Raw genomic sequence first — 21446 nt, 5'->3', positions numbered from 1 at the left:
AGTCGCGGAAAGAGCCCGAATGAAGAGGTAAATATGAGTGGAAATGCCATGCGCCTGCAGGCGATCAGGGACGTCGAGGCCTATGTGCCCCCGGCCGTCAGCTTCACCGACGCCGAAACCCCTGGCCAGATCTTCGGCGAGAACGTATTCAGCAGCGTCGTCATGCAGAAGCGGCTACCGAAGCTCGTCTACAAGTCGGTCATGGCCACCATCGAGCACGGCGCCATGCTGGACCCGCTGGTCGCCGACGCCGTGGCCTCCGCCATGAAGGACTGGGCGATGGAGAAGGGCGCGTCGCACTACGCGCACGTGTTCTACCCGCTCACCGGCCTCACTGCCGAGAAGCACGACAGCTTCCTCGAACCCGTCGGCGACGGCACCGCGCTGGCCGAGTTCGCCGGCAAGACCCTCGTGCAGGGCGAACCCGACGCGTCCAGCTTCCCCAACGGCGGCCTGCGCAACACCTTCGAAGCCCGCGGCTACACGGGCTGGGACGTCACCAGTCCCGCCTACGTTCTGGAGAACCCGAACGGCAACACCCTGTGCATCCCCACGGTCTTCGTCTCGATGACCGGCGAGGCCCTCGACCACAAGACGCCGCTGCTGCGCTCGCAGCAGGCGATGGGCGAACACGCCGAACGCATCCTGCGCCTCTTCGGCCACGTCAAGCCAGCCAAGGTGGTGTCGTTCTGCGGTCCGGAGCAGGAGTACTTCCTCGTCGACCGGCACTTCTTCCTTGCCCGCCCCGACCTGCTCAACTCCGGCCGCACCCTGTTCGGCGCCAAGCCGCCCAAGGGCCAGGAATTCGACGACCACTACTTCGGCGCCATCCCCGAGCGGGTGCTCGGCTTCATGATGGACACCGAGCGGGAGCTGTTCAAGCTCGGCATCCCCGCCAAGACCCGGCACAACGAGGTGGCCCCCGGCCAGTTTGAGATCGCGCCGATGTTCGAACGCGGCAATATCGCCGCCGACCACCAGCAGCTGCTGATGACCACGTTCAAGACCATCGCCAAGAAGCACGGCATGGAGTGCCTCTTCCACGAGAAGCCGTTCCAGGGTGTGAACGGCTCCGGCAAGCACGTGAACTTCTCGCTGGGCAACAACCAGCTCGGCAGCCTGCTGGTCCCCGGCGACAATCCGCACGACAACGCCCAGTTCCTGGTCTTCTGTGCCGCGGTCATCCGCGCCGTGCACAAGTACGCCGGCCTGCTGCGGGTGTCGGTCGCCTCGGCGACCAATGACCACCGCCTCGGCGCCAACGAGGCTCCGCCTGCGATCATCTCGATCTTCCTCGGCGACCAGCTGGCGGATGTCTTCGAGCAGTTGGCCAAGGGCCCGGCGACCTCCTCGAAGGACAAGGGCACCATGGTCATCGGCGTCGACACGCTGCCGCAACTGCCCACCGACCCGGGCGACCGCAACCGCACCAGCCCGTTCGCCTTCACCGGCAACCGGTTCGAGTTCCGCGCGCCGGGCTCGATGCAGACCGTCAGCGGCCCGATGGTGACCATCAACACGATCATGGCCGAGTCGCTGGACTACATCGCCACCGACCTGGAGGCGGCCGTCGCGGACGGCACCGACTTCGACACCGCCGTGCAGGCCCTGCTGACCCAGATCATCACCGAGCACGGCGCCATCGTGTTCAACGGCGACGGCTACGCGGACTCCTGGCCCGTCGAGGCCGAGAAGCGGGGGCTGGCAAACCTGCGGACCACGCTGGACGCCCTGCCGGAACTGATCACGGAGTCCGCCCTGGAGTTGTTCGAGAAGTACCGGGTGTTCAATCACCGCGAGATGCACAGCCGCTACGAGATCGGCCTGGAGCAGTACGCGCTGACCATCGGCGTCGAGGCCCGCCTCACCCTCGAGATCGGCTCGACGCAGATCCTGCCGGCCTCCTTGCGGCACCAGACTGAGGTCGCGATCAACGTCGGCGCCGTCAAGGCCGCCGGCGGAGATGCCGACATCGCCGCCCTCCTGGAAGTGAGCACTCCGATTGCCAGGCTGCGCACCGCCCTGGCCGCGCTCAAGGATGCGTTGGATGCCGAGACCGGCCACTCCGCTGTGGCGAACACCGCCTTGGCCGAGGCCGAGCATGCCAGGGACGCCCTGCTGCCGGCCATGACCGCGGTGCGCGCGGCGGCCGACGTGCTGGAGGGCATCGTGGCCGACGACCTCTGGCCGCTGCCGACGTACCAGGAGATGCTCTTCATCCTGTAGCTCGACGAGCAGGCCGAACGCACAAAACGCCCCGGCCGGAACCCGCGTGAGCAGGTTCCGGTCGGGGCGTTGTGATGTGCGGCTACGCCGCCAAGGGCATCCGTGCCGGCTCGGCAGCGACCCGCAGGGCGTCGTCGGCCACGGTCACGGCCACCGCTCCCCCGGCCCCGAGCTCCGAGGCCACCAGCAGGTCGGCAATGCGGTCGTCAATCTCGCGCTGGATGACCCGCCGCAGCGGCCGCGCACCGTACTCGGGCTCGTAGCCGTGCTCGGCGATCCAGTCCACGGCCGCGTCGCTCACGGTGAGCGCGTGACCTTGGGCCGCCAGCCTGCCTTCGGTCTGGTTCAGCAGCAGCCGCACGATCTGGCGGAGCTGGGGTGCATCGAGCTTGCGGAACAGCACGACCTCGTCGATGCGGTTGAGGAACTCGGGCCGCATGGCCTCGCGGAGCTTGGCCATCACCCGGTCCCGCAGCGCCTTCTCCGACCCGAAGCCATTGTGCGCGCCGTCGAGGTCGGCGGTGAAGCCGAGTGCGCCACTGCGGCTGGCGAGCACCTCTGAGCCGATGTTCGACGTCATGATCACCACGGTGTTACGGAAGTCCACCGTGCGACCCTGGCCGTCGGTGAGGCGGCCGTCGTCGAGTACCTGCAGGAGCAGGTTGAAGACGTCGGGGTGCGCCTTCTCAATCTCGTCGAGCAGCACCACCGAGTAGGGGTTGCGCCGCACGTGTTCGGTCAGCTGGCCGGCCTCGTCGTAGCCGACGTAGCCGGGAGGGGCGCCGACCAGGCGGCTCACGGTGTGGCGCTCGCTGAACTCGCTCATGTCGAAGCGCAGCATCGCCTTCTCGTCGCCGAAGAGGGACTCGGCCAGCGACTTGGCCAGCTCGGTCTTGCCCACCCCGGTGGGGCCGAGGAAGAGGAAGCTGCCGACCGGCCGGGAGGCGTCGCCCATGCCGGTGCGGTTGCGCCGCACAGCCTTGGCGATCACGGTCACCGCGTCGTCCTGCCCGATGACCCGCTGGTGCAGGTCGTCCTCCAGCGTGACCAGGCGTTCGCGGTCACCCGCGGTGAGGCGGCTGGCCGGGATACCGGTGGCGCGGGCGATGATCGCGGCGATCTCGGCCTCGTCCACGACAGCGGACGGTGCCGGACGGGCGACATCCGAAACCTGGGCGACCTCGGCCGCGGCGATCTTCTCCGCCAGCTGCTCGGCTTCGTCCCTCAGCCGGGACGCCTCCTCGTACGCCTCGGCGGCGACCGCGGTGGTCTTGGCCGTTTCGAGGCCGGCCTGCTGCTCGCGGAGCCCGTCGATGTCGACCCTGGAGCCGAGCGCAAGTCGGGCGCGGGCGCCGGCCTGGTCGATCAGGTCGATGGCCTTGTCGGGCAGGAACCGGTCCGGAATGTACCGGGCGCTCATCTCGACGGCGGCGCGGATCGCGGCATCCGTGTAACGCACCGCGTGATGCTCGGCGTACCGACCCTGCAGACCGGCGAGGATCTGCACGGCGTCGTCGATGCTGGGCTCGCCCACCCGCACGGGCTGGAAGCGCCGTTCGAGGGCCGGGTCCTTTTCGACCTTGCGGTATTCGTTGAGGGTGGTGGCGCCCACGACGTGCAGCTCACCACGCGCCAGGCGGGGCTTGAGGATGTTGCCGGCGTCCATTCCGCCCTCGCCGGCGCCGCCGGCACCGACCACGGTGTGCAGCTCGTCGATGAAGACGATGATCTGATCGCTTCGCTCGCTGATCTCGTCCATGGTCTTGGTGAGGCGCTCTTCGAAGTCGCCGCGGTAGCGGGTGCCGGCAAGCATGGCGGGCAGGTCCAGCGCGATGACACGCTTGCTGCGCAGCTGCTCGGGCACCAGACCGTCGACAATGGCCTGGGCCAGGCCCTCGACCACGGCGGTCTTGCCCACGCCGGCCTCGCCGATCAGGACCGGGTTGTTCTTGGTGCGGCGGGACAGGATCTCGACGGTCTGTTCGATCTCGTCGCTGCGGCCGATTACCGGGTCGAGCTTGCCGGAGCGGGCGCGCTCGGTGAGGTCGATGCCATAGGTGTCGAGCATCGGAGTGTCGGAGGTGCTGCCGGACCTGGTTCCGGCTGCGGCGTTGGCTTCGTCGGCCTCTTCCTGCTGCGCGCCGGCCTGCAGGGATTCGGCGGTGACGCCGGATTCCGCCAGGACGCGGGCGGCGGGCGAGTCCTGGTTCACGACAAAAGCGAAGAACAGGTGCTCAGGGTCGATATAGGTGGAGCCGAAGGCGCGGGCCACCTGGTGGGCATCCAGCAGGGCACGCTGGGCCGAGGGCGTCAGGCCAGGCGCAGACTGGGATTCACGGTCGCTGGACTCCGGCAGGCGCTCCTCGGCGTCGGCCGCGATGGCGGCGGGGTCGCCACCGGCACGGCGGATGGCCGAGGCGGCCGGTTCCTGTTCGACCATGACCCGCAGCAGGTGCAGGGCGTCCACGTGGGCGTGACCGTGGTCGACGGCGAACTGGGCGGCCTGCACGAGGAGCTCGTGGGTGCGGCGGCTGAGCAGCCGGGTGATCTCGATGGGGCGGCCGGCCTGGGCGCGCTGACCCTGCAGGTAGCGCGCCAGGAACTCGTCGAATGAACCGTTCTCGGAACCGGTCGGGCCGAAGTATGTAGGCAAGGAAACCTCCTGGGGAGTCTGTTCGAGGAGGAAACCCAAGACTTGAGTGACCTCGACTCAAGTCAACGTCTGAGCGCGCGTTTCATTCCCGGGGCATCCTGATATTTCCCTGTGTGCGTCTCCCTACGACATCCCGCGAACTGTGAGAAAAGCACCACGATGCGCGATTCTTAGGTGCAAAGCTCACAGTTCGCGAACCCTGGGGCCCCTAGGAGGTGAGGTCGGCGCACTCAGGCGCAGCCCGGAAGGACTGGCCGAGGGTGCTTGAGGTGTCCTGTGTGGCCGTTGTGATGGTCTGCACGGTGGCCGCCACGTCGGACAGCACGGTTCCGGTGTCTCCGACGAGCGTCGCCAGCGCATCGATGAGGGCGGCGCCGCTGGTGCCCTCCACCGCGCTGGCGCTGGTCTGGAGGGTCTTCAAGGACTGGTCGACGGTGTCGATGGAGTCCTGCACCGACAGGAGCTCCGGATCGTCGCCGAGATTCTCCGGCGGCGACATCACGGTGTCGACCAACGTGGTAGCCGAGGCGGAGATCGTGTCCATTTGGCCGGACACGGCCGTGCCCACCGAATCACCGCCTGTGGCCGCTGCCGACGCAAGCCCCTGAACGTCGGTCTTCAGGGTGGATATATCGCTGCAGACTTTGCCGGCCCAGGTGACCTGCGCATCGGTCGGCGGCGATGCCGTCTGGCCGTCCGACGGTGTTGCCGTTGACGAGGCCGATGGCGGGGAACTACTCGGTGACGGCTCGGTACCGTCCGCGGGCGCACATCCGGCAAGGAGCACCAGCAGGGCCATGAACACGATGGGCTTTTTCACTGGTGGTGCTCCTCACTGGATCTGCCGCTCACTGCGGCTGGTGCGGACTCTGTGGTTACTGCGTGTCGCCCTCAGAGTCGAGTTGGATTGCGAGGTCGAAGGCCTCCACGATCTTGCGCGCCGATGACAGCAATCGCGGAGTGCCCACGATCGGGGCAACGGCGACCAGAACATCCTCGACGTCCTCAACGGTCAGTCCCACCTCGGCGGCCGGTCCGACATGCATGAAGTACGATCCGACCGGCGCATCAACGGCCACCAAAGCCGCAATGCGGGCGATCATCAGCGTGCGCGGGTCCAGGTCGGTGCGGGCCAGCGAGACAGCGTTGATCTCGGCCGCCACATCCAGTACCGGGGTTGTTCCTGTGGCCATGGGTATCGCTCCATTTCCGGGGCTGGGCCCCGTTGGTGTTCGAGTTTCCGGTTTCTTCGGAGTTCGGCAGGCGCACCTCATCGGCACTCCGGCCTCACGCCGCAGACGGTAGCAATCAATCCCCCTCCGGCCGATGGCTCCGGCACGGAATCGTCCGAAACGGATGAGGCGGTCGCGGCTGGGCTCATCCGTCGGGTGGGCTATCTTCGATGCCATGACCCAGCCACCTCCAGCGCTCGCGGGCTTCACCGAGTCGACCCTCAGCCACGGTGGTTACTCGCACCAGGTTTTCAGGGCCGGACGCGGGCCTGCCGTGGTGCTCATCCACGAAATCCCCGGGCTCCATCCCGGCGTGGTACAACTGGCGCACCGTCTGCTTGACCGCGGCTTCACGGTGCACCTGCCGAGCCTGTTCGGTACGCCGGGTGCGGAGGCGACCACTGGCGCGACGGTGCGCACGATCGGCCGCATCTGCGTGTCGCGTGAGTTCCGTGGGCTCACGAGGCAGCCAGCCGGCGCCACGGGATGGCTGCGGGCGCTGGTTCGCCAGGCGTGGGCCGACGGCGCGGGCACGGATGACGGTGACTCCGTTGGCGGCGCCGGGGTCGGGGTGATCGGAATGTGCCTCACCGGCGGCTTCGCCCTGGCCACGGCGCTCGAACCGGCGGTGCTCGCCTCGGTGATGAGCCAGCCGGCGCTGCCGCTCCCCCTCAAAGCCTCCGGGCGAGCTTCGCTCGGGCTGGAGCCTCGGGACATCGACGCCCTCAGGGAGCGCACCGCCGACGGCCCCTCGGGGCTTCGTATTCTGGGGCTGCGATTCACCGACGACCGCGGCTGCCCGCCCGAACGATTTCACACCCTTCGCGCAGAGTTCGGCGCCGGTTTCGAGAGCATCGAGATCGATTCATCGCCGGGCAACCCGGCTGGAATCGCGTCATCGGCGCACTGCGTCCTCACGGTCAGCCTCGTCGACGAGCCAGGGCATCCCACCCGGGCCGCTCTTGAGCGCACACTTGAATTCTTGGCGGAACGCCTGATCCGTCGACCTGAACCGGGGTCAGCCCCGCTCGAGCTCCCTGGCCAATGAGTCCAGTTCGGCACCGCCGGCCATCAGCCGGGTCAGCTCGTCGATGGTGATGCCCTTCCGGTCGAACTCGCCCAGGCTGGCCCCCCGGTTGAGCACCAGGAACCTGTCCCCAACCGGGTACGCATGGTGCGGGTTGTGGGTGACGAAGACGACGCCAAGGCCGTGGTCCCGGGCCTGCGCCACATAGCGCAACACCACACCGGCCTGTTTGACGCCGAGCGCCGAAGTGGGCTCGTCGAGGATGACGACCCTGGCGCCGAAGTAGATGGCCCTGGCGATGGCGACGGACTGCCGCTCGCCGCCGGACAGGGTGCCGATGGGTTGGTCGACGTCACGCAGGTCGATGCCCATCCGGCCCAGCTGCGCGAGAGTGATCGCGCGCATCTCGGCGACCCGGATGCGGGAGAACGGGCCGATCCCGGCGCTGAGTTCGGCGCCGAGGAAGAAATTGCGCCAGACCGGCATCAGCGGCACGATCGCCAGGTCCTGGTAGACCGTGGCGATGCCGGCGTCGAGTGCGAGGCGCGGGCCCGTGAAGCGCACGGCGGCCCCGTCGAGCAGCAGCTCGCCGGAGGAGTGCGGGTGCACGCCGGCGAGAACCTTGAGCAGGGTCGACTTGCCCGCACCGTTGTCGCCCAGCACGCAGAGCACCTCGCCGGCGCCGACCGAGGTGGAGATGTCGCTGAGCGCGATGACCGAGCCGTAGACCTTGCCGATCCCGCGCACCTCGAGCACGGGCGCGGCGGTGCGTGGTGCGGCGGTGGTGCCGTCCGCGGCGTTCATGCGCGCACCCCCGCCTGGCGACGCACCGAGAGATTCACCAGCACGGCGAGCAGCAGCATCCCGCCCAGGAAGGCCTTGAGCCAGTTGTTGTCCCACTGGGCGAACACGATGCCCTGCAGGATCATGCCGTAGATGAGCGCGCCGAGGGCGGCGCCGATGGCGGAACCGTAGCCGCCGGTGAGCAGGCAGCCGCCGACGACGGCGCAGATGATGTAGATGAACTCCTGGCCGATGCCCGTGGTGGCCTGCACCGTGGCCACGTCGAAGAGCGAGAGCATGCCCACCAGCCAGCCGGCCGCCGCTGTGCCCATGAACAGGCCGATGCGGGTGCGCCGCACCGGGACGCCGGTCTGCACGGCACTCTGCAGCTGCCCACCGATGGCGAAGATCCAGTTGCCATACCGGGTGCGCAGCAGCAGCCAGCTGGCGACGGCGGTGATGCCGAGCCACCAGAACACCGATACCTTGAGACTCACTCCCAGAACCGGGATCGTCGAGCCGAAGATCGCCTTACCGGCGTCGAAACCGGGCACCAGGGTCATGCCCTGGATGGCGACCTGGCCGGTGACGAGCTTGGTGCCGGCGAGGTTGAGCCCCTGCAGGATGAAGAAAGTGCCCAGCGTGACGATGAAGCTCGGGATGCCGGTCTTCACGACAAGGAACCCGTTGAACGCGCCGACGAAAAGGGCGATCAGCAGGGCGAGCAGCATCGCGAACCACAGGTTCATGCCCCACTGGGTGGTGAACGCGCCGACCAGGAGCCCCGTGGTGCCGGTCATGGCGCCGGCCGAGAGGTCGAACTCGCCGCCGATCATGAGCATCGCCACCGCGACGGCCATGATACCGAACAGCGACGCGGAGTAGAGCCAGGTGGCCACGCCCGCCGGCGACAGGAACGACGTCGTAGCCGCGGAGAAGTAGACGAAGATCACCAGGGCCGCGACGAGGGCGCCGATCTCCGGGCGGCGCAGCAGACGCACCAGCGGATGCGTGCGCGCGAGCCGCTCGTCCGGCGCGGTACCCGGCGTGGTCAGCACCGTCATCGGGTGCCGTTGCCAGCGAACGTCGCCACCTGCTTGGCGTTCTCCTTCGTCACGAAGCCCGGCCCGGAGTACACCGGCTGGCTACCCCCGACAACGTTGCCGTTCGTGTAGAACAGTTCGAAGAAGTCCACCGGGAGGTAGCCCTGCAGGTAGGGCTGCTGGTCGACGGCGAAGAGGATGCTGCCGTCGAGGATGAGGCTCGTGACGTCGGCGGAGACATCGAAGGTGCCGATCTGGGCATCGCTGCCCGCCTCGGCCACGGCCTGCGCGGCGGCCACTCCCACCGCCGAGTTGAGCGTGAGGACGCCGTCGATGCTCGGGTCGGCCAGCAGGGCGCTCGTGATGGTGCTCTGGGCCTCCGCGACGTTGGCGATGTCGACCTGCACGTTGGTCAGGCTGCCGTCGAGGGTGTCCGCGGCCCCACGGCAGCGGTCCTCGAGTCCGGCGTTTCCGGCCTCGTGGATGACACAGATGACATTGGTCGCCGCCGCCTCGGTGAGCTGGGTGCCGGCCCCCTGACCGGCCAGGTACTCGCCCTGGCCGATGTGGGTCATGGCGCCGAGCGCGGCGGACTCTTCGGCGCCGGAATTAATGGTGATGACCGGGATGTCGGCGGCAACGGCAGCCGTGATGGCACCGCGGAGGCCTTCGGGGTTGGCCATCGACACGATGATGCCGTCCACCTGGGCGGCGACCGCCGTCTCGATCAGCTGGCTCTGCTTCTGCACGTCGGGGTCGCCCTGGTAGGTGATGCTGGCGCCGTAGCGGTTTCCGGCGGCCTCGGCACCGGTCTTCACGACGTCCCAGAACGCGTCGCCGGGCACCGAGTGCACCACGAGGGCGTAGGTGCGACCGGAGTCGCCGGCCGGCGCGGCGCCGGTTCCTGAGCCGGCGCCGGCGACCGGCTGCCCGGTGCAGGCGGTGAGGGCGAGCAGGGCGAGGCCGGCGCTCGCGCCGAGGATGGTCCGGCGGGCAGAGATTCTCGACACGGGTGGCATCGTCCTTCGGTTTCGGGCGCGGAACAGCTTGGCCTTTTCAGGCGCAGTCCATTTTAGGCGCCCAAACGGCCAACGTCGCAGTCGAGTCCCCCGTATTGATCGCCTCAGGCCTGGCGGGCGGCCTGCTCCAGACGGTCCCGGTAGCCGGCCCAGCAGTCCGGGCTGGCCGGGGGCATGTTGTCGTTACCGGCCCGCATCCCGGCCGCCCCATCGATCAGTTCCCGCACGATGTCGGCATGGCCGGCATGCCGTTGGGTCTCGCTGATCAGGTGCACCAGGATCAGGTGCAGGGAGACCACATCGCGGCCTTCCGCCCACCACGCCACCCGACCGATGCCGTCCAGGGGCACCACGTCGAGGGTGGCCTCGGAATGCGCCCACACTCGCCGGTACAGGTCGACGACCGCGTCGCGAGACTCGTCGAGGGTGGCCCACATATCGGAGTTGTCCTCGGTGTCGTCGTCCAGCCACGGCAGCGGCTCCGGAAACGGCCGGCCGAAGGTCGCACCGAGGTAGCCGGCCTCGACCCCGGCCATGTGCTTAACCAGTCCCAGCAGGTTGGTGCCGGTCGGCACCAGGGGCCGGCGGATGTCGTACTCGCTGAGTCCCTGGAGTTTCCAGAGGAGTGCCTCCCGGCCTACCTGCAGGTAGCGGCGGAGGTCTGCTTTCATGTCGGCGTCGGCCATGCCGACCAGCCTCCCAGATCGCGGGGCGCGTCCACAAGGATCGGCGAGAATAGATAGATGAGTGCCGCCGGCGAGTTCATCGACGCCACCCTGCAGCGAGAAAGCTCCTGGGAGCGCGCGGACGCCGATCTGGCCCGGCTGGGCGGCAGCCTCACCTTCTACGGTGCGTCGGTGGGCGCGGTGCGCGGCACGATCCGGGATGCCGGCCGGCGCTATCCCGGCCTCGGCCACGACGAGATCACGGCACTGTGTTCCGAGTTGTGGGCACTGCCGGTCTTCGAGCGCCGTCTGGCGGCCGTGGTGCTGCTGCAGTCCCACGTGCAAATACTGAGGGCCTCCGACCTCACCCGCATCGAGGGGTTCCTGCGAACCGCGCAGGTACCCGCCCTCCTGGACCCCCTCACGGCGGATGTGGTGCGGCCGCTGATTGATGCCCTGGCCGGTCCGGCGCGCGGCCGCGCGCAGATCGTGCTCGACCGGTGGGCCCAGGAACCCAGCGCCGAACTGCGCCGGGCCGCCGGGCTGCTCGGCGTCGCCGGCGGTGCAGCCTAGGAGCTATCTCGGTGTTGGCGCCGGGGCGAGAGAAATTTGCTGGAGGGCCCAGGAGTTGCCGTCGGGATCGCTGAAGTAGGCGTAGCGCACGCCCCCGCCCATGTCGCTGATGCCCGACACCTCGACGCCGTTGGCGAGGAGAAGGGTTCTGGCGGCCTCGACGTCATCCACGACCAGGTGCAGGTTCTGCACCGGGGGCGCATCCGGGGCGCTGATGCCCACACCGACCACAACGGAGCACGCAGATCCCGGCGGAGTCAGTTGCACGACGCGCATGCCGTTACCTGGCTCCACGTCGTGATCGACGTGGAAACCGACGCGATCCGCGTAGAAGGCCTTGCTGCGGTCGACATCGGCAGAGGGCAGTGGCACTAATTCCAGTCGCATGTCCACGGTGCTTTCCTTCGGTTCTGGCGCGGGTTGGGTCGCGCGGTATGGCGTCGTGCCGAACTTTACGCTCTGTGCGCCCAGTCGACGATCAAGCGGAGGCCCTCGGCTAAGCCGGGTTCGCCCGACCGGTTGAGGAAGGCGTGACGACGACCTTGCCCCGAATGCTGCCGTCGGTGAGGCGGCGCATGGCCGTCGCGGCCTCGGCGAGCGGATACACCTGGTCGATGACGGGCGTGATCGCCCCGCTCTCGAGCAGCTCCGCGAGGGTGTGCAGGTCGTCCTGGCGCACAATCGACACCAGGCCGGTGAGCTTCTGGGTCACGAACGGCGAGAGCAGCAGAGCTCGCAGGGCCCGCTCGAAACCGCCGGTCACCCGGCCGCCGCCTTCGCCGCCGACCAGTACGAGGGTGCCGCGTGGCGCGAGCAGTTTGCGCAGCGACGAGACCGAGCGGTTGCCGCCAGTTTCGAGCACGAGGTCGTAGCGCTCGCCCGACCGGGTGATGTCGCCGCGAGTGTAGTCGACGGCCACATCCGCCCCGAGCGAGAGCACGTAGTCGAGCTTGGCGGTGCTGGCGACGCCCGTCACCTGCGCGCCGAACGTCTTGGCCAGCTGCACGGCATAGCCGCCGACGGCTCCGGAGGCCCCGATCACGAGCACCCGCTCCCCCGGGCCGGCGGCCCGCATCTGGGCGAGGGCCTGCAACGCCGTGACGGCCGAGGTCGGCACGGCCGCGGCCTGTCCAAAGCTCAGGGCCCCAGGCTTGGGCTCGAGCTTGTCGGGCCGGGCGATCGCGTACTCGGCCAGGGATCCCTCGCAGACGCCGAATACCTCATCCCCCGGTCTGAACCGGGTGACATTGGCGCCGACGGCCTCGACGCGACCCGCGACATCCATGCCCCGCACCCGGGTTTTCGGGGCGCGCAGGCCAACGGCGGGGCGCACGAGGTAGGGCAACCCGGCCATCAGGTGCCAGTCGCCGATGTTGAGGCTCGCGGCCTCCACGCGCAAGAGCACGTCGTCGGCCCCGACGGCCGGCCGCTCGATCTCGGCGGGGTGCAGAACCTCGGCCGAACCGTAGCTGTGGTGGACGATGGCCCTCATGATGTGCCTCCAGGTCGAGTGGGGATGGAAGTTGCGGGGTACTGGAACACGTCGTCGAGTGGTCGATTGAACACCCGCGCGATCTGGAACGCCACCTCGAGAGAGGGCGAATAACGTCCCTGCTCGATGGCGATGATGGTCTGCCGGGTCACGCCCACCCGGTCGGCCAGCGCTGCCTGGGTCATCTCGCCGTGCGCGAAACGCAGGCCGCGGATGTTGTTGGTCACGCTCGTCGCCTTCACCACGACTGGAATCCCCGGCGGTAGGCGACGATCTTGGCGACGGAGCCCAGCAGAGCGGAGAGCATGAAGCCGAGGTAGATCACGTTGGCGATCCAGAAGAAGCCGACTTCCGCCAGGGCGAACAGCATCGCCAGCACGGCGCCGAGAATGACGAACGACTGACCGATGTACTGGCTCGTGCGGTGGATCTCCGTATCGCGCTGATCCTTCGCGGTAGCATCCCGTGGCGAGAGGATGGCGGCGACGATGTTGAGCAGGATCGAACCCACGATCGCGCCACCGATCGTCCAGAGCATCGCCGCGGCGTAGGGCACCTCGGCGAGAGGCTCGCCATGGGCGCCGCCGAGCACCCAGCCGAGATAGATCCCGTACGCGATGATCGTGACGCCGGCCATGATCCAGGCGCGTTGTTCTTCGTGTGCCATCTGCAGCTCCCTGCCTGGTCGCCGGATGGTGTCCAGCGTGTAAAAGATTGTTGACACGATGAATGTATGCCGGTCTAGACATCGTGTCAAGTATTTTTTACTTATCCAGCGCTCCGCGGAGGATCGCTTCGGCGCTACCGCCGTTCGGCCCAGGCGATAGTCAGGCGGATGCCCTCAGGCACCGGCGCTGCGACGAGTTCCCGGGCGAATTGCTCGCGCCGCGCCTGCGGAGCGACGGTCGGGCTCAGGAGTGCGCGAGCAGCCAGTCCAGCGCCGGCGGGCACTCGTTGAGGATCGAGATGTGGCCGTCGTCGGCAGAGTCCCAGCGCTCGGCGTTCGGGATCGCGTGAGCCAGCCAGGCCCCGTGCGCGGGGGGCACCACACGGTCTAGGCCGCCCTGCGCGATCAGTACCGGCACCGAGATCGCCGTCACGTCGAATCCCCACGGCACCACGAAGGCCATATCGTCATCGATGAGCCCGTCGGGACCGGCTGCCGAGGCCTTCCCCACGTCTGCTCCCAGCGACGCCCAGTCGCCCCCAAGGGCGGCGTAGTCCCGCTCCACGAAACTAGCCGGATCGAACTCCGCCGTCGCCTGGTAGTGCTCGCGGGCCGGTCGGCCGGCGAGGGCGGCGCGCAACGCGCCATCCGATGCCATGCCGTCGAAGAAGTCGAGGCCGTCGGCGTCGAAGGGTGCGATCGCGGCCAGGCACGCGGCGGCGATCACCCGCTCGGGCAGCAGCGCCGCACTGGCCAGGGCGTGCGGCCCGCCGCCTGAGGCGCCCATCACCGCGAACCTGCCCAGGTTGAGGGCGTCGGCGATTGCCGCGACATCCGCCGCCGCCGACCCGACGGTGCGGCCGGGCAGCGGCGTCGACCCGCCGTAGCTGGGCCGCCCATACGAGAGCAGACGGATGCTCCGCTGGGCCGCCGCCGCGAGCAATGGCTCGAGCAGGGCCCCGGTCTGCGGCGAGCCGTGGTGCCAGAGCACCGTGAGCCGTGCCGGGGACGCGTCGCCTGGCGGGCCGTCGCCTCCGTAACCTCCGTCGCCGCCCGCACCGGAATCATCGGCGAGGCCGGGACCTCCAGTGCTATCGTGCACCCGGAGCACACGGCCATCCGAGCGTCGCAGATCCCGCACTGACACCATCGGGCCAGCGTAAGCCGCGTTCAGCTGACCAGCCAGAGCGGCGCGCGGGTCAGGCCACGTTTCTATCGGGTTCGGCCCTGTCAGCTTCGGTCCCGGCGGGTTCGGGCTGCGCGGCGTCCCGCGGCTCCGGCGACATCAGCGGGGTGATGTAGGAGAAGCCCGTCGCGGTGTTCTTGGTCATCGACAGCACGAGGTCCATGTGCGGCTCGAGTGCGGTGACCTTGTCGAGCGGCGATCCCACGATGAGCTGGAAGCCGAGGCCCTTCCAGGCCGCGACGGCCCGGCCGGCGAACTCGGAGTCCGACTTCACGAAACCCTCGTCGAGGAAGACCGGGGCGAAGCGCGGCCGGGTGCGGCTCTCGTCGCCGAGTTGGAACCGCAGGGCGGCGCCGACGACGAAAGCGACGAGCTCCTGCGATTCACCACCGCTCTTCCCGCCGAGCGACGAGTACGTGCTCACCTCCACCCCGTCGGGAGTCGTGCGCACTGCGGTGATCTCAACGTGCCTGCGGACGTCCAGGAGCAGGTCGCGGTCCGAGTCGGCCTTGGCTGCGTGGCGGGCGGCGACGGCGCGCCCCTGGCCGGCGACGTCGAGCTCGTCCGGCCGGCGGATGAGGTTCATGAACGCCTGGAGCCTGGTGAACCGGCTCTCGGTCTGCTCGTCGGTGAACTCCTCGGTCGAGCCGGAGGAGAGCAGCTTGAGCTCCTTGCGGAAGGCCGAGGCGTCGCCCTGGTGCAGCCGGCGCAACGAGATCTGCAGCCTGTCGCGACCGGCTCCGAACGGCAGCGTCCTGAGGATGTCGTTGATGGGCCGCAACCGGTCTTCGATCTCCTCGATCGAGGTGGTGAAGGCGCCGATGAGAGGAACGAGGTCCTGCCCGCTCCACGCGGACAGGCGCCGCTTCCACTCCTGCCGGCGCTCGTAGAGGCCGAGCGTGTAAACGGCGTCGAGGATGTCGTTGTAGCTGGAGTAGGACTCCATCGCCACGCCGATGTTGGGGTCGGGCCAGCGGCTCTGGAAGGTCTCGAAGATGCCGAGCAGGGTGTCCCTGGCACTGCGGGCGGTGTCGCGGTCCTGGCTCGACTGCTCGGTGAGCCGCTCGCGGAGACGCTTCACGCCGTTCGCGAAGGTGGCCAGCTCGGCGCTGTCGCTCACGGCGGCGAACTGCGCGTCGAGGACGGCGGCGTGTTCGTCCGGCAGGGTGACCGACTCGTCGGCGGTGATGCGCTCGAGCCTGTCGTTCACAACATCCTGGCGGTCCACGATTGCGGCATGCTCCTCGCCGAGCACCGCGGCCTCCCGCTCGGTCTGGTGCTTGTGCTTCTGGGCGGTCTCCAGTTCGGCCGACAGCCGCGCCTCTTCGTCCTGGAGCCCGCGCAACACGTCGCTGCCGGCGAGCAGGCGTTCCCGCTCGGCCTCCTTGGCGCCGATGCGCGCCTGGGCTCCAGCCACGTCGATGGCCGCCCACACGGTGTCGAGCAGGTGCTGGTGGGCATCCTTCAGGCGTCGCAGGGCAATGATCTGCCCGGCCTTGGCGGAGGCCTGCTGCGCGAGAGAGTCGGCGGAGGCCTTCAGCGCGGCCAGCTCCTCGTTGATCTCCGCCAGGCGGACGGTGCTGGAGAACCCGATGATGGCTCGCTGCTCCTTGTTCCACCCGTGAGCGCCACGCTTGCCTTGGCGGATCTGGCCGCTCTGGGTGACCCTGGAGCCGTCGCCGGCGAGCTCGGCCGGACCATTGACGCAGAGCGCGTCGATCGCGGGCGCCTGCACGCGGTCCTGCACCCAGCGGCTGAAGGGTGAGTCCTTGAAGGTCAGTTTGCCGGAGACGTACCGCGGGTCATGCTGCACCTGCTGGTGCGGGTGCAGGGTGACACCTTCGAAGTGGATGCGCACCGGGATGTGCAACGGGTCGATGGCGCGGCCGAGGGCGGCCAGCCGGTTCTCGTCGACGAGCAGCACCCGCACGACCGAGCCGAGGGTGACCTCGGCGGCTTGGCGCCAATCGTCTTCACCGGGGGCGATGTCGATGAGCTCGGCCACGAATGGCAGTTCCTCGGCGGGTATTCCTGCGGCCTCGGCGATCATCAGGCGGGCGTTGTGCAGGTGCTGGGGAACCAGGCTGGCGCGCCCCTTGAGGAAGGCGTGCTCCTGCTTGAGGGTGCGGATCTTCTCTTCGACCGGGTAGGCGGTGCGCTGCAGGGAAACCCGCTCGAGATCGAGCTCCTGTTCGGAGGCGGCGAACCTGGCGATGAATCCCTCTGCGGCCAATTGCGCGGCGGCGAAGCCGTCGGCGGAGGTGATGGCGACATCACCTGCGACGCCGTCGGCTGCGTCGTCAGCGGTGCCGGCGACGGCGCCCAACAGGGAAATGCGGTCGTTGAACCTGGCGCGTTCCGCCGCCACGTCGTCGCGTTTGGCGGTGAGCACATCGAGGTCGTTCTGCAGGCCGGCGAGCGCGTCGCCGCCGTTGTCGCGCTGCTGGTGCAGCAGGTCGGCGACCCGGCTCCTCAGCTCGGTCTCGGCATCCCGGGCCGCGCTGTGCTGGACCTGGTTGTCGCGCCGGCGGGCGCGGTTGGTGTCGGCGGCGGTATCGAGCAGGCCGTGCTCGGTGAGCAGCTGCCAGAGCACGAAGGGGGTGTCACCGTCGCGGTGCACGCCGAAACGGTCGATCAGGTCAGCCTTCTCGGTCGCGGTCTCGTAGTCGCGGTGCAGTTCGGGCAGGCGTTCGAGCACCTTGGCCTTCTGCGCCTCGGTGACCATGGCGCCGTAGGAGCGTTCCAGGTCTTCGAAGTGGTCGACGGCCTTGTCGGCGGCGGCATAGGTGGCGGGCTCTTCGAGCACCATCGACTTGTAGAGGCCGTCGACGGTCTTCACCTGCTGGCCGGCCTGGATGCGGGCCAGAAGCCGCAGCGCCTTGCCGCCCTCGCCGTTGGCGCCGATGCCGAGCCGGGTGTACAGGGTCTGGGAGAAGGCGGCGTACGTGTCGAACACGTCGAGGTCGGCGAACCGGTTCTTCAGGGCGCGCTTGTCGAAGCGGGCCTCGGTGACGTCGGCGAGCTCGCGCAGGTCGAGCCGGCCGTCGCGGGTGGCCATCTTCATGGTCACGTCGGCGAACTTGGTGGCGCCGCGCGGCACGAAGTAGGCGCGCAGCACCGTGAACCGGCGCTGGTTGTCGTCGATGAAGGTCATCGCTATCGCACCCCAGGTGGCCGAGTCGGCGCCGCGGAGCACCTGGTCGTGCATCTGGCCGGTGTCGGCCTCGCGGCTGGAGTCGGTCTTGCCGCGCAGGTACGTCATCAGGTTGCGCTGGTCGACGCTGCGGGCCCGCCCGGAGCCGGCGTCGTTGGACGCACCGTTGAACGGGGTGTCAGAGGGCATCATCAGCGCCAGGTAGGCGTCGAGCAGGCTCGACTTGCCGGTGCCGGATGCGCCGGAGACCAGGGTGGCGGAAGCGGCGAAGTCCACCTCGTGGTGGCCCTGGAAGCCGCCCCAGTTGACCATCTGGAAGGACTCGGCGCGCCACTGGGTGGTTCCCTCGGTGGCACCGTCCATGTGGAACAGCGGGGAATCGGTCATGAGACGGCCTCCAGGGCGGGGTCGGCGGGTTCGGACGTCTCGGGTTCGGGCTCAAGGAACTCCCGGCCGTTCTGCTCCACCAGCCATTCCCACAGTTCGCCGAGCCGTTCGATGGGCAGCAGCACCTCGATCACGGCCGAGATCCGGAACCTGTCGGGGTCGCTGGTCTTCAGCAGCACCCGCGCCTTCGCGAGGCTGTCAACGGCCGCGGCGGCGCGACGGGCGTCACCGAACCTGTCGGTGGCGTGCTCCGGCCGGAAGTGCGCGACGTTCTCGACCAGGTTGTCCCGGTCGACGATGACGATGTCGACGCCGCTGGCGCGTTCGCTGCGGAACCTCTGCCGCAACAGCACCAGCAGGATGGTCTCCTCGCGGGTGTACGCCACGTCATGCAGCAGGGTCGGGAACCTGTCGCCGCCCTCGCCGACGGCCTGTCGTTTGAAGGCCACCTCGTAATGCAGGTCGACGTGCAGGTCGAGGAAGAGGTCATTGAGGCGCGACTTGAGCAGGCTCTGCGAGGCGAGCAGGGTGCGCCATTCGGCCGGCTGCAGGGCCGCCGAGATGTAGCGGTGCTTCAGCAGCAGCACCAGGGTGCGGCGCTGCTCCACGGTCAGGCCGCCCTCGTCGCCCTCGAAGAGCGAGAAGCTCTGGGCGCCGTCCTGCTCCTCGGCGGTCTCGGCGCTCCCGGCGCCCTCGAAGGTCTCGTCGGTTACGTCGGCGGCCACGTCGTCAGTCATGATCAGATCCATAGTTCAGGGCGGCCAGGGCCGCGGTGTCGTCGTCGGTCAAAGTAATGCGCGGCACCCTGAAGGTGCGGCGGGAGCCGTCGGGTCGCACGGTCTCGAAGTCCTCGGTCTCGACGTTTTTGGTGCCGATGTCCGCGGTGCCAGCGCCATCCGCCGCAGCCGCGGCATCCGTGCGGTCCACGGCCTCGACCTGGGTGGCGATCTGCAGCAGCCCGAGGATCTCTACCGGCCGGCGCATCGCCGGTTCAAGGCTGTTGAAGGCGTCTCCGACGGATGCGGCACCGTTGGCGGTGAATGCCGACACCATGGCATCGCGGAGCTCGGCCAGCAGCGGGCCGCCCTGGGTGCGCATCGCATCGAGGGTCGGCGGCTCCGGAGCGAACGCCGAGACGTCCTCCAGCGGTGGCGGCGCCTTGTGGGCGCCGGGGTCGTAGAAGCGTTCGCGCAGGTGCTCGAGCTCCAGGGTGCCGGGCATCAGCTCGGCGGTCACCGTGGAGCGCGGCCCGGCGGTTTGCATCCAGACGGCGAGTTCCTTGTTGATCTCACGCAGCAGCCGTTCCAGCTCCCGGTCCTTGACCACGTCGTGGTTCACGATGTGCTCGCGCAGTGTGGTGGTCAGGCCGTTGCGCTGGGTGAGGACGTCGTCGACACCCTTGCGGATCAGGCTGACGGTGCCCATGAAGCTGCGCCGGTCGGCGGCGCTGAGCTGGAGGGCGAAGGGGTGCAGCATGATCGACTCCAGGTCGTTCTTGAGCTCGGCGAGCAGGGCGTCGTTGCGCAGCAGCACGAAGGCGCCCTCGAACGCACGGCCCTCTGCGGTCGACGACATCAGCGCATCCGTCTTGGAGAGATACTCGTCGAGCACCTCGCTGATCGGCCGTTCCTCGGCGCGGAAGTCGTTCACGATCTGCCGGTGCATGCCGGCGACGGATTCCTCGACGCGCTTGAAGTCGCTGGGCAGCTGGGTGATCAGGTCGATCAGGTTGGCGTAACCCTCGTGCATCTGGTCGTTCGAGGCCGCGGCGATCTCGCCGCCGGTGGCGAGGCGGTCACGTTCGGCGGCCTTTTCGGCGATCTCCAGGTCCAGCCGGCGGATGCGTTCGTCCCGGTCCGGGTTCGCCTGGGTGGCGCGGTGGCGCACGGTGTCGACGATGGTGGTGAGGCGCGATTCGCTGATCAGCGCGCGGTCGCGGGAGAGCCCGTCGACAAGCAGCAGGGCCTCGAGGGCGTGCGAGGTGAGCGAGTACTGCTCCTCGTCGTCCTCCCCGGTCTCGCGGTAGAGCCACTGGTCGTTCATCCACTGCACGCAGAGGGCCCGGCCGTTCTTGCCGGGAATCTCACTGCCAATGGATCGGAGGTCGGCGAGGTAGGCATCCACCTGGGTGTGCAGCCTGTCGGCCTGCACGCTGCGGCGGTCGCGGCTGAACGACGACTTGAACACCGCGAGCACGAACGGTGCCCACTTGCGGTCGAGCAGCCGCAGGGTGGGTCGGTCGAAGGCGCCCCGCACCCGCGCTAATTCACCCGCAATGTCGCTCACTCGTGCCCGTTCCTCTCTCGCCGGCCCGTCCCCGGACCTCCTCAACCGTAGTCGCCCCGGCGACCGGGAAACGGCGACGGCGGCGTGCTGTGCAGTCGCCGCGGGCGGCGTGCCCAGAAGGTCAGTAGTCGCCGGGGCCCTGACCGGCTGCTTCGTCGGCCTTGAGCTTGAGCAGGGCCAGATCGACGAGAACGAACATTTCGGTGCGTTCGGCCCGGCGGAGCTGATACTCGGGGTCCAGCGCGTCAATCGACAGTCGCATGAGGCGGGTGTGCATGGCGTCCTGGAGCTCGTTGCTGGCCGCTTTCTGGGCGTCCCGCACCAGGCGGGCGACCTGTTCCTCGTCTTCGGCCACGGCGGCCAGGGCTACGGCGAGGAGTTTGTGCACCTTCCGGCGCAGCTTGAGCTTCCGGAGGTCCATCAGCTGGTCCTGGGTGAGGTCGTATCGCCAGGTCGACGAGGTCAGTTCCTTGCGCTGCACCCGCACCCGCTCGGCGGACTCCTGGTTCTCCTCGGCGAGGGCGAGCATCTCCCGGCGGGCCGAAGCGGCGAACCTGGCCATGTCATAGTCGGCGTGCTCGGCAAGGCCCGCGACGATGATGTCGTTCTTGACGGCCATCCGGACCGAAGACAGCGCGATGAGCAGTCCCTCATCGACGATGCGCGAAATCGGCACCCGGGCGTGCTGCGTCGCATCCGTCACAGTTTCATTTTACGGACCCGCGAGCCGTGACTTTGGCGCCAAATGCTCCAGTTCACGGCCGCGAGCCGTGAGAAAAGCACCGAAACCCGGAGATTTTCGGTGCTTAACTCACAGCTCGCGGAGTTGAAGGGCGGCCCTGGGCTTGCGGGGTGCTCCCTCGATCGAGGTCGACGGCGAGGAGCTCGGCCGCCTGGCCATGCAGCGCCTGCTTGACCAGATCGGCGCCCCCGGCGATGACGCCCAGGCCCGTCACGAGCGCTGAAGGGGCCCTATCGCTCAACTCCCTGGGTCACGCAGTAGCGAATTGCCGACAATGGCCTAATCGCGCACCCGCAAGGGGCCGTTAGCGG

19 protein-coding genes are annotated in these 21446 nt (G+C 68.6%); 3 read left to right on the top strand and 16 right to left on the bottom strand.

The window, feature by feature from the left end; translation table 11 throughout:
• Positions 1-33: 33 nt before the first annotated feature.
• The gene (locus E3O42_RS01190) at positions 34-2226 is read left to right on the top strand and encodes a glutamine synthetase III family protein (protein ID WP_134452106.1); all 2193 of its coding nucleotides are present in this window, start codon (positions 34-36) and stop codon (positions 2224-2226) included.
• Between the two features lie 82 nt (positions 2227-2308).
• Here E3O42_RS01190 and E3O42_RS01185 read toward each other — a convergent pair whose 3' ends face one another.
• From E3O42_RS01185 to E3O42_RS01175, 3 genes are all read right to left on the bottom strand, one after another.
• On the bottom strand, positions 2309-4879 hold the full coding sequence (locus E3O42_RS01185; protein ID WP_134452105.1) for an ATP-dependent Clp protease ATP-binding subunit: 2571 nt from the start codon (positions 4877-4879) through the stop codon (positions 2309-2311).
• Between the two features lie 208 nt (positions 4880-5087).
• Positions 5088-5699, bottom strand: coding sequence for a hypothetical protein (locus E3O42_RS01180; RefSeq protein WP_134452104.1), 612 nt, complete (start codon positions 5697-5699; stop codon positions 5088-5090).
• Positions 5700-5754: 55 nt separating this feature from the next.
• On the bottom strand, positions 5755-6072 hold the full coding sequence (locus E3O42_RS01175; RefSeq protein ID WP_134452103.1) for a carboxymuconolactone decarboxylase family protein: 318 nt from the start codon (positions 6070-6072) through the stop codon (positions 5755-5757).
• A gap of 214 nt (positions 6073-6286) precedes the next feature.
• Here E3O42_RS01175 and E3O42_RS18800 point away from each other — a divergent pair, with 214 nt between their 5' ends.
• Positions 6287-7159, top strand: a complete 873-nt coding sequence (locus E3O42_RS18800; RefSeq protein WP_134452102.1) for a dienelactone hydrolase family protein — start codon at positions 6287-6289, stop codon at positions 7157-7159.
• On the opposite strand, the gene E3O42_RS01165 is transcribed toward E3O42_RS18800, so the two are convergent.
• From E3O42_RS01165 to E3O42_RS01150, 4 genes are all read right to left on the bottom strand, one after another.
• Positions 7130-7942, bottom strand: a complete 813-nt coding sequence (locus E3O42_RS01165; protein ID WP_134452101.1) for an ATP-binding cassette domain-containing protein — start codon at positions 7940-7942, stop codon at positions 7130-7132. The genes E3O42_RS18800 and E3O42_RS01165 overlap by 30 nt on opposite strands.
• Positions 7939-8985, bottom strand: a complete 1047-nt coding sequence (locus E3O42_RS01160) for an ABC transporter permease (RefSeq protein ID WP_134452100.1) — start codon at positions 8983-8985, stop codon at positions 7939-7941. Before E3O42_RS01160 ends, E3O42_RS01165 begins: the two co-directional genes overlap by 4 nt.
• Positions 8982-9983, bottom strand: a complete 1002-nt coding sequence (locus E3O42_RS01155) for a substrate-binding domain-containing protein (RefSeq protein WP_134452099.1) — start codon at positions 9981-9983, stop codon at positions 8982-8984. The genes E3O42_RS01160 and E3O42_RS01155 overlap by 4 nt, the downstream gene beginning before the upstream one ends.
• 104 nt (positions 9984-10087) lie before the next feature.
• The gene (locus tag E3O42_RS01150; protein WP_134452098.1) at positions 10088-10669 is read right to left on the bottom strand and encodes a DinB family protein; all 582 of its coding nucleotides are present in this window, start codon (positions 10667-10669) and stop codon (positions 10088-10090) included.
• A 57-nt stretch (positions 10670-10726) separates the two neighbouring features.
• Between E3O42_RS01150 and E3O42_RS01145 the strand changes: the two genes are divergently transcribed.
• On the top strand, positions 10727-11221 hold the full coding sequence (locus tag E3O42_RS01145; protein WP_134452097.1) for a DNA alkylation repair protein: 495 nt from the start codon (positions 10727-10729) through the stop codon (positions 11219-11221).
• 3 nt (positions 11222-11224) lie between these two features.
• On the opposite strand, the gene E3O42_RS01140 is transcribed toward E3O42_RS01145, so the two are convergent.
• The 9 genes from E3O42_RS01140 to E3O42_RS01100 all read right to left on the bottom strand — a co-directional run bounded on the left by E3O42_RS01140 (position 11225) and on the right by E3O42_RS01100 (position 21096).
• Positions 11225-11614, bottom strand: a complete 390-nt coding sequence (locus E3O42_RS01140; protein ID WP_174844201.1) for a VOC family protein — start codon at positions 11612-11614, stop codon at positions 11225-11227.
• 103 nt (positions 11615-11717) lie between these two features.
• Positions 11718-12713, bottom strand: coding sequence for an NAD(P)-dependent alcohol dehydrogenase (locus E3O42_RS01135; protein WP_134452096.1), 996 nt, complete (start codon positions 12711-12713; stop codon positions 11718-11720).
• On the bottom strand, positions 12710-12958 hold the full coding sequence (locus tag E3O42_RS01130) for a helix-turn-helix transcriptional regulator (RefSeq protein WP_134452095.1): 249 nt from the start codon (positions 12956-12958) through the stop codon (positions 12710-12712). Before E3O42_RS01130 ends, E3O42_RS01135 begins: the two co-directional genes overlap by 4 nt.
• The gene (locus E3O42_RS01125) at positions 12952-13437 is read right to left on the bottom strand and encodes a hypothetical protein (protein ID WP_198414023.1); all 486 of its coding nucleotides are present in this window, start codon (positions 13435-13437) and stop codon (positions 12952-12954) included. Before E3O42_RS01125 ends, E3O42_RS01130 begins: the two co-directional genes overlap by 7 nt.
• Before the next feature lie 187 nt (positions 13438-13624).
• Entirely contained in the window at positions 13625-14530 is a 906-nt protein-coding gene (locus tag E3O42_RS01120; RefSeq protein ID WP_134452094.1) for an alpha/beta fold hydrolase, read from the bottom strand.
• A gap of 49 nt (positions 14531-14579) precedes the next feature.
• Positions 14580-18107, bottom strand: a complete 3528-nt coding sequence (locus tag E3O42_RS01115) for an ATP-binding protein (RefSeq protein ID WP_134452093.1) — start codon at positions 18105-18107, stop codon at positions 14580-14582.
• Positions 18104-18844: a DUF4194 domain-containing protein gene (locus E3O42_RS01110; protein ID WP_134452092.1), complete on the bottom strand. Its 741-nt coding sequence runs from the start codon at positions 18842-18844 to the stop codon at positions 18104-18106. Before E3O42_RS01110 ends, E3O42_RS01115 begins: the two co-directional genes overlap by 4 nt.
• A complete protein-coding gene (locus E3O42_RS01105; RefSeq protein WP_134452091.1) occupies positions 18837-20393 on the bottom strand; it encodes a DUF3375 domain-containing protein in 1557 nt (518 codons plus the stop codon). The genes E3O42_RS01110 and E3O42_RS01105 overlap by 8 nt, the downstream gene beginning before the upstream one ends.
• A 121-nt stretch (positions 20394-20514) precedes the next feature.
• Positions 20515-21096, bottom strand: coding sequence for a hypothetical protein (locus E3O42_RS01100; RefSeq protein WP_134452090.1), 582 nt, complete (start codon positions 21094-21096; stop codon positions 20515-20517).
• Positions 21097-21446: the final 350 nt, after the last annotated feature.

The sequence above is a fragment of the Cryobacterium adonitolivorans genome (assembly GCF_004402695.1).
Taxonomy (GTDB): domain Bacteria; phylum Actinomycetota; class Actinomycetes; order Actinomycetales; family Microbacteriaceae; genus Cryobacterium; species Cryobacterium adonitolivorans.
The sequence above is the reverse complement of the archived record's forward strand: the minus strand, read 5'-3'. Positions and strand labels throughout refer to the sequence as shown.

Bases quoted from the DNA above. Each gene is read 5' to 3' on its own strand.
- E3O42_RS01115 (WP_134452093.1), bottom strand. From the start codon at position 18,107: ATGACCGATTCCCCGCTGTTCCACATGGACGGTGCCACCGAGGGAACC.
- E3O42_RS01165 (WP_134452101.1), bottom strand. From the start codon at position 7,942: ATGAACGCCGCGGACGGCACCACCGCCGCACCACGCACCGCCGCGCCC.
- E3O42_RS01110 (WP_134452092.1), bottom strand. From the start codon at position 18,844: ATGACTGACGACGTGGCCGCCGACGTAACCGACGAGACCTTCGAGGGC.
- E3O42_RS01175 (WP_134452103.1), bottom strand. From the start codon at position 6,072: ATGGCCACAGGAACAACCCCGGTACTGGATGTGGCGGCCGAGATCAAC.
- E3O42_RS01155 (WP_134452099.1), bottom strand. From the start codon at position 9,983: ATGCCACCCGTGTCGAGAATCTCTGCCCGCCGGACCATCCTCGGCGCG.
- E3O42_RS18800 (WP_134452102.1), top strand. From the start codon at position 6,287: ATGACCCAGCCACCTCCAGCGCTCGCGGGCTTCACCGAGTCGACCCTC.
- E3O42_RS01150 (WP_134452098.1), bottom strand. From the start codon at position 10,669: ATGGCCGACGCCGACATGAAAGCAGACCTCCGCCGCTACCTGCAGGTA.
- E3O42_RS01120 (WP_134452094.1), bottom strand. From the start codon at position 14,530: ATGGTGTCAGTGCGGGATCTGCGACGCTCGGATGGCCGTGTGCTCCGG.
- E3O42_RS01145 (WP_134452097.1), top strand. From the start codon at position 10,727: ATGAGTGCCGCCGGCGAGTTCATCGACGCCACCCTGCAGCGAGAAAGC.
- E3O42_RS01135 (WP_134452096.1), bottom strand. From the start codon at position 12,713: ATGAGGGCCATCGTCCACCACAGCTACGGTTCGGCCGAGGTTCTGCAC.
- E3O42_RS01190 (WP_134452106.1), top strand. From the start codon at position 34: ATGAGTGGAAATGCCATGCGCCTGCAGGCGATCAGGGACGTCGAGGCC.
- E3O42_RS01160 (WP_134452100.1), bottom strand. From the start codon at position 8,985: ATGACGGTGCTGACCACGCCGGGTACCGCGCCGGACGAGCGGCTCGCG.